The 14455-nt window shown below is 40.8% G+C and carries 15 protein-coding genes; 2 read left to right on the top strand and 13 right to left on the bottom strand.

Going from position 1 to position 14455, the window contains the following annotated elements; all coding sequences use genetic code 11:
* Positions 1-43: 43 nt before the first annotated feature.
* From D6024_RS08000 to D6024_RS07960, 9 genes are all read right to left on the bottom strand, one after another.
* Complete coding sequence (locus D6024_RS08000; protein WP_121354045.1) at positions 44-415, bottom strand: hypothetical protein; 372 nt, start codon at positions 413-415, stop codon at positions 44-46.
* Between the two features lie 133 nt (positions 416-548).
* The gene (locus D6024_RS07995) at positions 549-1133 is read right to left on the bottom strand and encodes a hypothetical protein (protein ID WP_205573244.1); all 585 of its coding nucleotides are present in this window, start codon (positions 1131-1133) and stop codon (positions 549-551) included.
* A gap of 535 nt (positions 1134-1668) precedes the next feature.
* Positions 1669-3924: a S8 family peptidase gene (locus D6024_RS07985; protein ID WP_121354043.1), complete on the bottom strand. Its 2256-nt coding sequence runs from the start codon at positions 3922-3924 to the stop codon at positions 1669-1671.
* Positions 3925-3929: 5 nt separating this feature from the next.
* Positions 3930-5174: an AAA family ATPase gene (locus tag D6024_RS07980; protein WP_205573243.1), complete on the bottom strand. Its 1245-nt coding sequence runs from the start codon at positions 5172-5174 to the stop codon at positions 3930-3932.
* A 131-nt stretch (positions 5175-5305) separates the two neighbouring features.
* On the bottom strand, positions 5306-5668 hold the full coding sequence (locus tag D6024_RS07975) for a DUF6527 family protein (RefSeq protein ID WP_121354041.1): 363 nt from the start codon (positions 5666-5668) through the stop codon (positions 5306-5308).
* Positions 5649-6827 carry a ThiF family adenylyltransferase gene (locus tag D6024_RS07970; RefSeq protein ID WP_121354040.1) on the bottom strand — a complete coding sequence of 393 codons (1179 nt, stop codon included), beginning with the start codon at positions 6825-6827 and terminating at the stop codon, positions 5649-5651. The genes D6024_RS07975 and D6024_RS07970 overlap by 20 nt, the downstream gene beginning before the upstream one ends.
* Positions 6802-7089 carry a multiubiquitin domain-containing protein gene (locus tag D6024_RS07965; protein ID WP_121354039.1) on the bottom strand — a complete coding sequence of 96 codons (288 nt, stop codon included), beginning with the start codon at positions 7087-7089 and terminating at the stop codon, positions 6802-6804. The genes D6024_RS07970 and D6024_RS07965 overlap by 26 nt, the downstream gene beginning before the upstream one ends.
* An 18-nt stretch (positions 7090-7107) precedes the next feature.
* Positions 7108-7305, bottom strand: a complete 198-nt coding sequence (locus D6024_RS26605) for a hypothetical protein (protein WP_162944623.1) — start codon at positions 7303-7305, stop codon at positions 7108-7110.
* An 8-nt stretch (positions 7306-7313) separates the two neighbouring features.
* The gene (locus D6024_RS07960) at positions 7314-7544 is read right to left on the bottom strand and encodes a DUF2188 domain-containing protein (protein WP_121354038.1); all 231 of its coding nucleotides are present in this window, start codon (positions 7542-7544) and stop codon (positions 7314-7316) included.
* Between the two features lie 141 nt (positions 7545-7685).
* Between D6024_RS07960 and D6024_RS07955 the strand changes: the two genes are divergently transcribed.
* Both D6024_RS07955 and D6024_RS07950 read left to right on the top strand, forming a co-directional pair.
* On the top strand, positions 7686-8021 hold the full coding sequence (locus tag D6024_RS07955) for a helix-turn-helix domain-containing protein (RefSeq protein ID WP_121354037.1): 336 nt from the start codon (positions 7686-7688) through the stop codon (positions 8019-8021).
* A complete protein-coding gene (locus D6024_RS07950; RefSeq protein ID WP_121354036.1) occupies positions 8014-8904 on the top strand; it encodes an ImmA/IrrE family metallo-endopeptidase in 891 nt (296 codons plus the stop codon). The genes D6024_RS07955 and D6024_RS07950 overlap by 8 nt, the downstream gene beginning before the upstream one ends.
* A gap of 126 nt (positions 8905-9030) precedes the next feature.
* Here D6024_RS07950 and D6024_RS07945 read toward each other — a convergent pair whose 3' ends face one another.
* From D6024_RS07945 to D6024_RS27035, 4 genes are all read right to left on the bottom strand, one after another.
* Positions 9031-10533, bottom strand: a complete 1503-nt coding sequence (locus D6024_RS07945) for a class I SAM-dependent DNA methyltransferase (protein WP_121354035.1) — start codon at positions 10531-10533, stop codon at positions 9031-9033.
* Between the two features lie 221 nt (positions 10534-10754).
* Positions 10755-12290: an RNA-binding domain-containing protein gene (locus D6024_RS07940; protein ID WP_121354034.1), complete on the bottom strand. Its 1536-nt coding sequence runs from the start codon at positions 12288-12290 to the stop codon at positions 10755-10757.
* Complete coding sequence (locus tag D6024_RS07935) at positions 12287-12988, bottom strand: DUF4062 domain-containing protein (RefSeq protein WP_121354033.1); 702 nt, start codon at positions 12986-12988, stop codon at positions 12287-12289. The genes D6024_RS07940 and D6024_RS07935 overlap by 4 nt, the downstream gene beginning before the upstream one ends.
* A complete protein-coding gene (locus D6024_RS27035) occupies positions 12985-14454 on the bottom strand; it encodes a restriction endonuclease subunit S domain-containing protein (protein WP_205573242.1) in 1470 nt (489 codons plus the stop codon). Before D6024_RS27035 ends, D6024_RS07935 begins: the two co-directional genes overlap by 4 nt.
* Between the last annotated feature and the right edge of the window lies 1 nt (position 14455).

Genomic DNA, 14455 nt, shown 5'->3' with positions numbered 1-14455 from the left:
CGCAGGCGGTTATATGGGTTAAAAACCTGGCCGAAGGAATTGCTTAAACGGTAGGCGGATGAAAGATCTCGGAAAAACATCCGGGGTAAACTGGAGAAGGCTGCGGCAGCCTGAAGATTCTCATCGATTGCGGATGTGCCAGGTGAAGGGTCGCGAAAAAAGACAGGGAGGAAACCACCTCATTTTTCGTTTCCAGTTTTCTTTCGGGCACCTGCCGGTCTTTCTTTTCTTCTTCCTGCATTTTTTTCATTAGCTGGCACTTGCCGTTACAGTGCAGGGCAGGCCTTTCCTTGTTTTCGCAGTTCCTGGCAAATGGAGCCGCATTTGTATAATAGTTCAGCACAACAAAAGCCTGCTGGAACGTCTGTGCTGCAAACGCTGTAAGTAGGACGATGGCTGTGATATACCGGAACATAGGCCGGGCAAAACTATAGAATGCCGGCAGGCAGCTTATGATTTACAGCCGGGAAACAACTAACTTTTGTCAGCAAATCATTTTTGCGACGCTTTCTGCATACGCGGTTAGCGGGCCTGAAAATCGTGAAGGGTCAAGCCTTCCAGTTTTTGTAAACCCTTAAATCGGAAAAATAACCTTCCGTTCCAACTTCAACCCAAAGTCCAACCGTCCCTGATAGGCCGGCCCTGTGTTTCAAACCGGTTACAAGCAAAGAAGGCTGCTTTTTATGATCCAGGAAAAGTTTCGCCTGCGTGTCTTTTACTTCAATCCGCAGCGTAATCCATTTGTTCATTTCCATATCGGCATACGATTCATAACGTTCCGGCGATTCTTTTCGCAGGCGGTCGAACTTGTAATCGGGATACGAAGAATACGGAATGGAATGGTTTCGCCGGACCTGGTCATCAACCCTTGCGTTAACAGGCCGGAGGTAGATACTTTCATACTTGCTATTGCTGGCGTTGATGCGAAAAGCAACGCCAATGAATCCTCTCGACAGGCCCGGCGCATCAGGCAACAGCCTGCTCGGCACCTTTGCTTCGAGGATGCCGTTTTTGAAATCGAGGCCTTTTATTTTTACAAACGTGGGTTCGTCGAAGGCGGTTACGGCCGGACTTTTTAGCACCCTGATTACCTTTTTGCCTTCTACCTTCACAACGGTCATTGAAACGTTCACGGCCCGAAGCGTGTTTGTCTCCAGTCTGATGGTTTGTGCAGATTAGCGAAGCGACCAGGCAACGCAGCAAAAAAGTAAAGCGACCAATACTTTTTCATGTTCCTTATTTTTCCCTGAAGAATGCTTTTGTTATGACCTGGCTACCTGTATATCCCATCGTTTTATACTACTGCTGCAGGAATGGAACAATGCTTTCCCATACGGCCGGAAAGTTCACCAGGAAAACGGGATGCGGCGCTTCCGGAATAATACCAAGCTGGCTTTGGGGTATCAGGTGGTACACCGTTTTTTAATGGATGTAAAATGCGGCGATTTGGTGTACGGCCGGCATACCTATGATTACCAGGAAGGCACGCTGGTTTTCCGGCTCCAGCTTCTCCGCTCTTTTGCAAAAAGGAGATGTACAGAAACAAAAAGCAAAAAGTCGAACCCTGGCGGGTTCGACTTTCAAAAATTTGTAGAACCGCCTTGCGTAAAATCGAACTTTATTCAAGGTTTGACATACATTGAAAGGTATTTGGAATCCCAATGTTAGTTATACCTTGAGTGGAATGTCAATTACAGGAAGCAATTGTTCTAACTGCGTTGCGTATTTTCTAAGAACTTGATCATACAGGTCTTTTACTTTGGGTGCTTCTACTGTAATAACCATTGCATAATTGATTTCCTGCTTGCTGGTATCATTATGTCCGGCCAGCCTTGCATTATAATGGATGTCAAACACAGGGTCGTTTAAACTCGTTCCCCTAAACCTGTTCTCACCATGTAAGCAATTTTCCCATTTCCATGCATCCCTTCTTAACTCTTCTTCAGTTGCATATTGCTTCTGCGTTTTTGCGAAAAAAGGTTTGGACTGTGGGTGAAAAGATTTTTGCCCTGTTTTCTTTCCGTCAACCTTTACATCAGCATGTACGTCTTTGTTAGGACGAAATACAATTTCCAAACCGCTTCGGGTATAATTGCCGGGGTGATGGGGATCAACTGATGTTGCATAACAAATAGTAGCCTTTACTTTTACCATACCATCCAATGTACTACTCGGCAAAGGAATAGGCACCCTAACATATTTAGATGCTGAAATTGTACCCTGGTAGACTACACGCATTACATGATCATCACAAATTACAACTTCGTCCAATACCCTGGCAACTCGTCCCCATCCGACCTCAAACTCCGGAAGATCCGCACGTTCACAACAATGGACCAGCAATGTTCGAATGGCCAGTGCATTCAATGAATTTCCAAAATGCGCTTTTACTCCTACCCCCATTCTCATCGTACTCGGAGTTGAAAAGCTTGTTCCGCTTGTTGGTGATAACCTTAATCCATTTTCAGAATCTAAAGTGAGGAAAGGCCGGTCAATTGACCCTCCGAATTCTACAAGGTCAGGCTTCACTAAGCCAGGACTTCGGCCAGGCCCCACCGAACTATAAGAAGCTTTCTGCCATTTCGATTCCGGTGTATCGCAGGCTCCAATGCATAACCCATTTACACAATCTCCCGGCACCTGTACCCGGTTAGCGCCTATGGAAGGATCTTTTTCACCTTCATTACCTACCGCAATAGTCGCAAGCAAGGTTCCTTTGGACAAGTGGTCGTCTAGTACTGCTGTCCACGCATGTACGTCATCATCTTCAACAGGTATGGCAGGACCAATACTTAGATTGATAAAATCATACTTTTTAGTGGTGAGCACATTGTCTATTCGCTCCAGTACTTCATAAAGCTCTCTTGGATTCGCAGTAGGATCAATGTCCAATACCCTATAATGATCTACATAAGCATATGGCTGCGGTAAAGGTTTTCTTGGGTCAATATGACCAAATAAAAAAGCAGAAGTTACGCCCACACCGTGTTTAAGAAGTTTCGGGTGTGAAGGTCCGACACCCATGCCGTCTATCGGGGTAACCCATCTGCAAATAGGATGATCTTCAGGTATTCCGCCATCAAAAATGGCAACATTAATATCAGGGTTCACTGCGTCTTCATCCGGCAAATCAACCTCGATGCTGTTATCCATGTCGGTGATTCGTGTAGCAGGGTCAAGCAGTCGTAAAGAAGGCATAGTCCTGATAACCCGAACGAGGCTGAATTGGGCTATCTCACTGATCAATTCAGCCGGAGCTTCTATTTCTAAAAAGCACAATCCTCCTGCATAAAAGCGATGCTTGAAATCTGGTTTGAGATCAAATTTGGTAAGATAGTTTTTGAATAACTCTAAGTATTTCTTTTCGCCGTATTCCTCATCAACATGCAGAACCACTTCATAAACCTTTCTTTTATTATTAGTATCGATACTTTTTATTTTTTCTCCAGATTTTGGAAAAGCAATTTGTTCAATTGCAACAATTTGTTCAGCTCCCGGATTGGATTCTTCAAGAGAACCAAACTGGTTAGCCCATTGTATAAAGCTAGGCCGCTTCCCTATTACAAATAATTCCGTAGTTATAGTTTCTTCCGGTTCACGACCACGACTTTTCTTTTCGGGTTTCATGTGGCGGTTGCGGCTTCCTATAGTTTCCAAACCTACGGAACGCAGTAAATCAGTCGGATAATACGATTTGGCAATGTATTCAGGATTTAAAGTAATCGATGCTACCGCTAAATCATCCGGACATGCATCTGCGGGCAGTTGTTCAACTTCCTTTGCTACGGTTTCAATCATGGGTTGCAAACGTTGTTTAGCCTCCGAAAATGTGTACGGCGCAATTTTGTTTACAGGGCCCGAAGTCCCCTGCACAGGTTCTGTTAACCGTTCGCCTTTCCCCAATAAGAAATTTCGTTTGGCCATTTTAGTTAGTTTTTGTTGCTCTTGCTTGTTTTCTTTTTGTCAGGTTTGGATGAACCCTTTGTCGTTTTATGATGCATTTGTTGAGTATCAGCTCTAATGCTATTGTGTTTACGTATTGTTTCTCTTGCAATGCCAGTTAGCTCCTGTGCGCCTCTTTGGGATACAAAGCCGCTTTTGTGTAACACGCAAGCCAATTCCACTCTCTGATCATGCGATAGTTTTAATTCCAGCGATTGTAAAAAAGACTGCACACTTTCCTCCATTGATCTCCCGGAGATTGCTGATGATTTCCTTATGAAATTAATATGTCTTTCTACATCACTAAACGAGCTGCCGTTGAAAACATATGAAAGTATCTGGCTCCATAGCTCCGTGTTATCTTTTTGGTGGTGTAACAAATTTCTTATCTGTCGTTCAATTTGTTCGCGGGTGGGATTCGAAAAACGAAGTATTGCCTCAAACCGTCGCCATACGGCAGGATCTAATAAATCCGGATGGTTGGTCGCGGCTATAAGCAACCCTGTTGGAGGCCAATCATCAATTTCCTGTAACAGTACTGTCACTAAACGTTTCAATTCGCCTATTTCGCTATTATCATCTCTTCTCTTAGCAATGGAGTCAAATTCGTCAAGTAAAAGCACACATTCTGTTTTCTTGGCATAGTCTAAAACATGACGAATGTTATTGCCCGTTCTTCCCAAGAAACTGCTCATCACGGCAGCCAAATCCAAAACCAGTAGCGGACGGCGTAATTGTGAAGCAATCCATTTGGCTGCTAAGGTTTTTCCAACTCCCGGAGGCCCGGTGAACAATAAGGACTTCGTAGGGTGCAAGCCCTGATCAATTAATGATTTGCTGTTTCTTCGCTCAGATAATATTTGTTGCAAAACATACTGAAGTTCATCCGAAAAGATAGGCTCATGGTCGAAAAAACCGTTTTCAACACGAAGTAATTGAAGACGTGAATCCACATCCACTGGTATAGGAACATCATTATGCTTACGTAACGGAGACATCTGTGATGGTGATTCCTGTAAAAGTGAAACGAGGCCACTCGCCATTTCAGGGAAAGAAGTTTTATATCGTTTAGAGGCACGGTGAATTAATAATTGAATATCCTGTATGCGCCCAGATAAGGCAATACGGGCCAGTTGAACAAAGTCTTTGGTTAAATCCTGATTCTGGGAATCCATTAAATCATTTTTGTCAGGTGGAAGAAATGAAGTGAAAAATACTGATTTCTCTTCCAAAAGTAATTTAAACTATTGTAAAACAATAATTACCGATATAAAAAAGTGGAAGAATAATTAAATGTATTTCCTTCCACTCTTCCATTATTAAAAGTCAGCCGGGGATTCGGTGCTTGCTTACAGGATCTAATTCATTCTTTCCTACGTTTTCGTTTTCTCTTGCTAAAATACTTTTTCTTCTCAGCTTGTTCCGCTTTTCTTCCTCTTTCAATTTGCTTGTCACTCCATTTTAAAGCATGCTTTATTTTATTTCTTGTAATAAAATAATGCGATTGGCATTCAAAGCCCCAGTTGCCAATGGAAGGATATAACGATACTGTTTCGCCATTGAATGTCAATTCCCAATCTGTTGGCGAAAGGGGAGTGACTACTTCATTGCCGCAGCCACACACACATTTGTGTATGACTGTGGAATAAGTCAATGAAATGTATAAGACACCTTCGTCTAGCTGTTCCGGAATGCTGTCTACAAACCTATGCTGCATTATCTTCATTGAGTAGTTGTGATACGTTAATAGAATAAGTAGTATGGTGCTCCTCTTCGAGATCTTGATAGAAGCCACAAAGCTTTTTCCATTTCACAACAGCCAATGAGCCATTCAGGGCATTCAGTTCCGATATCTGGATGTTGCTTTGATATTCATCTCCATCATCATCTGCTAAGGCAATGCGATGTTCAAGATGATCGTTTTTATCCTTCGTTGCAGTGGTAATTCGCAAAATACCTATCAATTTATCATCAATCTTATGAATGCCCATACCCACATCAATAAAAGCAAGACCTTTATCTACAAAATACTTTAACCAAGGTTCCTTCACTGATCCTTTATCCACGGCAACAAACACATAAGTCATCTCTTCCAATTCATGGAGCCGTTCCTCTATCATGTAGTAATCATGTGCAATGATGTTCTTGTGGAAGTTGGAATATAATTCCTGGTAATAATGAACCTTCTTCATTTGTCTGTCTAGCACTTCCTTTGTCGGCGCCCCGGGCGAACGAAACGCATTGTGCAGCAAATAAAGATCACCGTCAAACAAATGAATTTCCTGCACAGGTGTTTTGGCAATGGCATCCAGTATGTAGGCGCCCGTTCCGCCCAATCCAATAATAGCAATTTTCTGCCCCTGCAGTTTTTTCATTACCTCATATAAATTGGAGCGACTAGAATTGGTGTCTACAAATTTCAAAACGCTGTGTTCATCGGTATCTACCACAGCTTTGAACGTTTGTGCAGTTACGCTACAGTCAATGGCCTTGGCTGGTGCCGAAATAATTTCAGCATAGCGGGTCACTTTTTCATAATAGTCTGCATAACCCTTTATGGGTTTATTTGAAAATGAATGTTGAACAACAAGGTTTGGGCCTATTGATTGTGTATGCGTCTGGTGATGTATAGCAGACAATATACTTCCGTCTTTATTGCATGGATGCGCTCCTTGGAAATAAATAACATGCGTACCCGGACGTGCGGTTCTGGTAACACTGACCATATCAAGATTTGTCACTAGCGTACCAAAACAAACCTGTTTCGTACTGTTCACGTAAGGTATATGGCGGACAACTAAGTGTCCGCCCTGGATTTCAATCTCATACCCTTCATCCCTGAGCTTCTTAAGATCAGGACTATGATTTATTAGTTGCTGTGACATTGAAAATCATTTTATCTTTTACATGAATTGTTTCATCCTTAACCATGGAGCCTTCAGGTTTATTACCCTCGCCTTTTTTGTAAGTCACAGTATAAGCTGTTACGCCATTGTCTTCGTACTTACCAAAGGCCAGTTCTGCTACCTGCTGAAAAGAGATAGTCTTTTCATTCCAGGTCTTGTTTCTGCCATTTACAATAATGGTGGTCTGCTTAGAGTGATTTTTGTCTTTGTCTTGAATTTTGTTAATTGAATCTGTGTTCATGATTTATATTTTTAAGATTTATCCTTCACGCTTCTTTAAGGCTAATGGAAGGTTGTAGCCCAGGCACAATCTTGTTTGCTCAATTAATAAATACAGATTACATTCGCAAAACAAGAGGGAAACATTTGAGGTGATAAGTCTCAAATGCGGAAGTCGGTCAAACTTTTTTCCCTGAACCCAATCAGCAGTGCCACCTGTTTGACTGGGTTTTTTCATTTTATCAGCTAATGTTTGGTGTCTTTAATGGTTTTTGGATCATTACCGTAACTGTCCTTGTCACGGATTTTTCCATCCCTTCCATGGATAACCACTTCTGAATGTTGATTCTTTGCAATGCCCACAGCCACCTTTATAGCTTCTCCTTGGGTAGGGGTTACTTTAGTGGCCTTACTGTTGCCGGCGCCTTTTATAGCCCAGCCATCTTGGTGCTTAACTACGTGTTGAGTCTTTTTCATGTTACTGCTATTTAAAAACAAAGATAATACAAAAATCTAATTCTATCAAGCAATTCTAAAAATATCTATCAAAAATTTAGAAAAGCTTGTTTTATTTAGCAATTTCCCTTATCTTCGTATAATCAAATCAAACAATACATCATGAGATCACTGGGACAAACACTGAAAGATTCCCGTGAACTGATGTCGCTTACTCTAAGACAGGTTGAGGAAGCTACCGGGATTTCAAATGCCTATTTAAGTCAGCTAGAAAACAACAAGATCAAAAAGCCTTCGGCAAATATTCTTTACAAGCTGGCAAGCATTTACAATGTGGAGCTGAATAATCTGTTAGCAGCGGCAGGTATAATTCAGGAATCGCAGGACGCAAAAAATAAGCTGTTTAATAACGCTGCTTTGTCAGCGCAACAGCTTTCTGCGGAGGAGGAACGGGCACTCTTAACCTACCTAAAGGTACTCCGTCAGCAAAATGGTTGACCTCCATGCAAAAAATGACATCGAGAAAATTTCTCTCGATGTTTTGAAAAACAGCAAAAGCCTTGACATATTCCCAACGCCGGTTGATAAAATTGTTGCCTATTCAGAACTTATCGTAAGAAAGGATCTCGATGTTTCAAAAATTCATCCCAGCTTTATCGACAAAGCCAACAGTGTTTTAAAAAGAGCCTTGTCAAAAGTTCGCGGCATATTTGATCGAAGACAAAAAACCATCTATCTGGATCTTTCCCAAGGTTTCAACCGCAAAAATTTCGTTAAGCTACATGAAACAGCCCATGGTATCCTCCCTTGGCAAAGAGAAATCAATGACATCCTGGGCGATGATGAACACACCTTAAGCCCGGAGGCCAATGAAGAATTTGAGGCCGAAGCAAACTACTTTGCATCCATTACTCTTTTCCAACATGATCGTTTCATTTCCGAATTAAACAAACTCAATTTAAGCATTGACTCGGCAATGCATCTAGCCAAACATTTTGGTGCTTCCATACACGCCTCGCTTAGAAGATATATTGATTGTTCAAAGAACAGGTGTGCGTTGCTTATCCTCGAGAAACCCATCAAAACCGATAAACCACATTGCGGGATCCGGAACTTTTTGACATCACAGTCCTTTGCCGAGGCTTTTGGCGAAATTATTTTCCCACCAACATTGGAACATAATTGGGAGTTTGTTCAGCACTATTGCCACGGCCGTAAGTTTATAAAAGATGGTTTGATTGATCTTACTACAAAAAATGGAACTGTAAAATTTACCTATCAGTTTTTCAATAATGGTTATAACGCCTTTGTTCTATTCTTTCCTTTTGGAGAGCTGAAAAAATCCAGAACAATAGTTATTGTCAACGGTTATAGCAAATAGCATTAGGGATAAACTGTTAATGAAAATGATACTCGAACCATTGGATGTCATAACTACCCATTCACCCTTTATTTTACCGAGCCACTCTTATTGTGACATGTATAGAACAATTATTCTTTTATGTGCTTAGTTAATTTCTTTCCCATTTATAGTTAGCATTATTTCTCTAAAACTTTCCAAGCCCGCTTCCAGATTTTCAATTATATCTCCTGCTAAAACATCGGGGTCTGGAAGGTTGTCTAAATCGGCTAAGGACTTATCCTTTATCCAAGTAATATCCAAACTGGTTTTGTCTCTGCTGATTATTTCATCATAAGTAAACTTTCTCCATCTTCCTTCGGTGTTCGTCTGTGCATTGTACGTTTCTTTTCTACTGTGCCTGTTGGTTGGGTTGTAACAATTGATAAAGTCACGCAAGTCTTCCAACTGCATTGGGTTTTTCTTCAGTGTAAAATGAATGTTGGTCCTAAAGTCGTAAAACCATATTTCCTTTGTCCATGCCGTTTTGTTGGCTGGCTTGTTATCGAAGAAAAGCACATTTGCTTTTACACCCGGCTTATAGAATATGCCTGTTGGTAGGCGAAGGATAGTATGTAAATCGGTCGTTTCTAATAGTTTCTTACGAATGGTTTCACCTGCGCCTCCTTCAAACAAAACATTGTCGGGCAAAACAACTGCTGCTCTACCTGTTGACTTCAGCATCGTTCTTATGTGCTGTAAAAAGTTTAATTGCTTGTTACTGGTAGTTACCCAAAAGTCCTGGCGGTTATAGGTTAAATCTTCCGTGTCTTGTTCTCCTTCATCGTTAGTGAAGGTCATGCTGCTTTTTTTACCGAAAGGTGGATTGGCTAACACATAGTCCACTCTCAAACCACTGTCGGCTACCAAAGCATCTGCAGGTGAAATAAAGTTCTCACTGTCTATATCACCTATGTTGTGTAGGAACATATTCATCAAACATAATCTCCTTGTGCCGGCAACAATCTCGTTGCCGAAGAAAGTGCTATGCTTCAAAAATTTCTTCTGATCTGTGTCTAAATCCTGTTTGGCTATGTAATCATAAGCTGCTAAAAAGAAACCTCCGGTGCCACAAGCCGGGTCAGCAATGGTCTTTTTCGGCTCCGGTCTTAAACACTCGACCATGACTCTAATCAAAGCTCTTGGTGTAAAGTATTGACCTGCCCCGCTTTTTGTGTCTTCTGCATTCTTCTCTAAAAGCCCTTCATAGATTTTCCCTTTCACATCAGCACCCATGGTACTCCACTGTTCTTTATTGATCATATCAATCAACTTGTACAGCTTTGCCGGATCCTGTATCTTATTCTGGCTTTTGGTAAATATCTGACCAAGAATGCCTTTCTTTTGCCCTAACTCCCGCAATAGCGTGGTATAATGAAGTTCTAAATCTGCCCCTCTCCTGGAACTAAGGCTTTCCCAATTGTATTCTGCAGGAATTGGGATGGTTCGGTTATATGGTGGTTTACTGAACTCGTCCGCCATCTTCAGAAACAACAGGTAGGTTAATTGCTCCAGATAATCACCATAGCTTACACCATCATCTTTTAGTATGGTACAGAAGCTCCAAACCTTGCTGATGATACTTGACGTGTTATTGATTTCTTTACTCATTTTCTTTGTCTATTTATTTTATCCGGTAATATCCGGCAATGTTATCTGAGGGTTTAAGTGCTGATTTTAAAGGCACTTTCTCTACCTGTGTATCTTCTCCGGCAATATCCGGTAATTTACTCCATCATTTACATCATCTTACACCATCATTCCTTCCTTTATCAGGCAGGTTAAAGGGCATTATGTCGGGCACTTTATCGGGCACTTGACCATTTACACCATCATTTTGTATGATTTGCACCATCATTAAGTGATCCCTGTCCTTGAAGCCTATCTGTAATCTTCCTCGTAAGAAAATAACCCCCCTTCTTAGGGGCTCCTTTAAATTCTATGATTTCCAAGTCTTTAGCCAGTTTTAAATAACGTTCTATCGTGGGTTTTGACTTACCCCTCTTGGTAGCAATATCAAGAGCTTTAAGTCCCTCGTTATCCCTTATGATACGAATTACTTTAATAATCTCTTTCTTTACACCATCATTTACCTCCCCAATTACACCATCATTTACACCATCATTAATCAACGTATTTACAGCCTCATTTACACCATCATTTACACCATCACTTTCACCATCAGTTTCACGACCTTTTTTAGGTAAGGCTCTTGGACCCTGAAACGTTAGGGTAACTCCATCAATAGTGTCTTTCCAAATAGGGTCTTTTAAGCCCTCTTTGCGACATTCTTCTACCAACTTTACTGTGCCTCTGCCCAGCTTATCAATTAAACCCCTGAGAAATACTATATGAGCTATATCCGGATTTACAGGATGAGAACGATGGCTCTTTTTTAACTCACTTACTTTTAAGTCATCAGGTAAATGCCCACTATTCGATATAACAAAACTGTCGGGATAGACGCTAATTGAAACGCCACTGGAAGGACTGGAATAATCCCTGTGCATTAATGCATTTATTACTCCCTCCTGCAATGCTTTTATCGGAAACTTGAAATCAACTCTCTTCCATTGCTTTTCTTCGAAAATGCTGCGCACCCCCAGGTTGTTGATGTAACGCTCTAACTTATCCTGGATGGTAAAGAGGTTATCTTCCAATACTTCATCACGAAGTAATGATCTATCTGTCTTTCCTTCCGCATATTCAGTAAGCCGCACTCTTATCTGCGGAACATACCTCGCCGGATTTTTAGCAAACAACACTACGCAAGCATGGGTAAAGGAGCCATTCTGAAACAGACCATAGTGAGTAAGAAATTCAAGCACATCGTTGCTTTTGTAATTACCTCTATGATTTTCCAGGCTTTCTTTAATGGTTGAAAGTATCAGTTTATTATCAAGATCATCAAGGTCAACTCCAATAGCTGGCTTTCTCTCCCAATGCTGTTCAGCCTTTTGACGACCATGTATCAGTTCTGAAATTTGCTGGGACGTTGCTTTAACTGTCGAAGCACCTTTTCGGTAATAAATGCTTCCATCAAATAAATAAGGCTGTTTTGAGCCACCATAAACTTTAATTGTAATTATATCCTTGTCCTCTGCACGATCAAGGGCTATATTGATCGGCGCTTCGGGTATGATAGCAGAAACCAAAAATAATTTCAATTCCTCGACATGCTTATCGGCGTTTGATATGCCTATCACTTTGCCCTTATCAGATATGCCAATTAAAATGCGACCGCCTTTGCCGTTCAAAAAACTACAAAGCACTTTAGCCACATCATCTTTGCGAACAACTTCTTTAAACTCAAGCTGATCGCTTTCGCCTTCTTTTAAAAGGTCTTCTATGAGTTGTTCTTCGTTCATTTCTTTTTGTTTTTACGATTGTCAATTTCTTCGATCCGCTTTTTCATATCGCCAAACTGTGTTTCCAGGAATAACATTACTTCATCAATTGTAGTGAAAGACTGCACCCAGTTTTGGCGAACGTCATTATACATATCCACCACTTTAATGCTGTCTAAAACAGTTGTCTTTTTAATATCGAAAGCATTGCGTTTGCCATCTTTATCAAACATAAATTGTTGAAATAGCTTTCTTAAAAATTCAATTTTTTCATGGGCAATAAACCAGCGAGGTTTATCTAACCTGACTGCCTCCTTAAACTCTTTGTGTGTTATACCAGAACCGTATCTGGGAAAAACAATTCCGAAGAAGAGATCACAATCTGCAACTGCTTTTAAACAAGCTTTTTCCGGGCTGTCAATAAATTCAACAGGAACATAAACGCTACCCTCCTTTGACATGACAACATTGTAACCATACTGCTGTCTTAATATTGCAGCGATCTGGTCAAGGTCACTTTCCATCCCATATACGGTTGACGAAACCATAATTGTCAGCTTCCTGTCCGGATCATCAACAACTATATTTGCAGCCACCTTTTTTGCAACCGCCTTCTTTGGTGCAGCTTTCTTAGCGACAGCCTTTTTAGGAGCAGCTTTTTTCGCTACGCTTTTTTTTGCAGTAACTTTTTTCGGTTTTGGTTTGGCTGCCTTACTCATGCTTCCTGCTTCGTTTTCTTTTTAGTTCTTGCCTTTTTCTCCCTTACTTTCTTTACCGGTTTATTTTGTTCCCGTTCTGCTTTTATTCTCTCTAATAAAACGCTGGCTGGTTCATCCGTTGGATCTTGGGGCACGAGCTTGCCTTCAAACGCTTTTTTGAGAATGCTGTAGCGAAGTGCTTCCGATTGTTTTAATGCTGTTTCAATTGTTTCTTCTATTTTTTCGCAAACAGAAAGGCGACTTTCGATTTCTTGCACTACTTGAAACTGCTCTTCTACAGAACAAACAGGAAATAGTAAACCTTCTACATCGCCAACTCGTAAGTGTTTTACACCTGTACCAATAGCATTACTACGCATACGGTGCTGAAAAGAATGATCCATAATAGCATAATGCATGTACTTCGGTAAAAGCAATTCTGGAAAAGTTCTCAAAAGCATTGTCCGTTGACCCATGCAAACTTTAGTATTGGGAGGAATTATTGCAGCTTCTCCCATTGGAGCTTCACGTGTAAAAAGAATATCGCCCGGTTGTGGAGGACACCTTTTTGACCATCTTTTATAAGTTGCCTCTGATACAAAATGAATTTTATCATCTAAGATCAAGCGACCATCACGTATGTTAGTCGTTCGTATCAGGAAAATGCCTTTGTCTTGATACGGCGCCGTTTTGTTATGGCAATCCACAACTAAAAAGCACCCATTCAACAGACTTGACCAACACCATTGCTTAGGTATGGAAGAGTTATCAGGTTCGGTAAATTTGTGCTTCTTTAACTTTCCCAATACTCTTTTTGCTTCTGCATCACCTTGGGCAATGAGATTATTCAATTCAGTTGTTCTTTTTTCTTGAACTAATTGCAGTACATCGTGTCCCCTAAGATGATTGTTTTCCTTACGCCAGTTAGAAGTAAACTTTCCTTCGAAGGCACGAGAAAGAACTGCATGTCGGTAAATTCTTAATTGCTGCAGTGTGTTTTCTAATATTTCCACTCCTTTATCTAACTCACTAAACAGTTCTTCTATTTTCTCAACGATGCGTTTTTGTTCATGGAAAGGTGCAAAAGGAATTGAAACCTTGGAATATTCAGAAATCCAATAACGTTTATGTGTTTCGCTTTTTATGTGTACTGTTTGCATGAAGTAATACACATACTTGATGTTCACTTCTTCTGTACGTGCCGGTAAAATCTTCATTGCAGAAGACTTTACCTTAAAAGGAAAATTTACAAATTTGTTTGCAGTTGTGAAATCATCAAAGATGATAACAGGCAACTGATTAAAAATGCCATTTGTTTCATCTGTATAACCTATGAAGAAAGATTTTCCGGCAGTTAAAACGGGTGTTTTATAACTGTCGTCGTATTCTTCAGAGTTAACAATAAAAGGACCGGGTTGTATATAATCCAGCAAATCTTCAAATGTTGCTTCGGTCCACCCAACTGGTAATGTTTCTAATTCACTCATC

The sequence above is a fragment of the Flavisolibacter nicotianae genome (genome assembly GCF_003628535.1).
Taxonomy (GTDB): Bacteria; Bacteroidota; Bacteroidia; order Chitinophagales; family Chitinophagaceae; genus Flavisolibacter; species Flavisolibacter nicotianae.
Note: the sequence above shows the minus strand (reverse complement) of the source record. Positions and strands in the feature narration are given on the sequence as shown.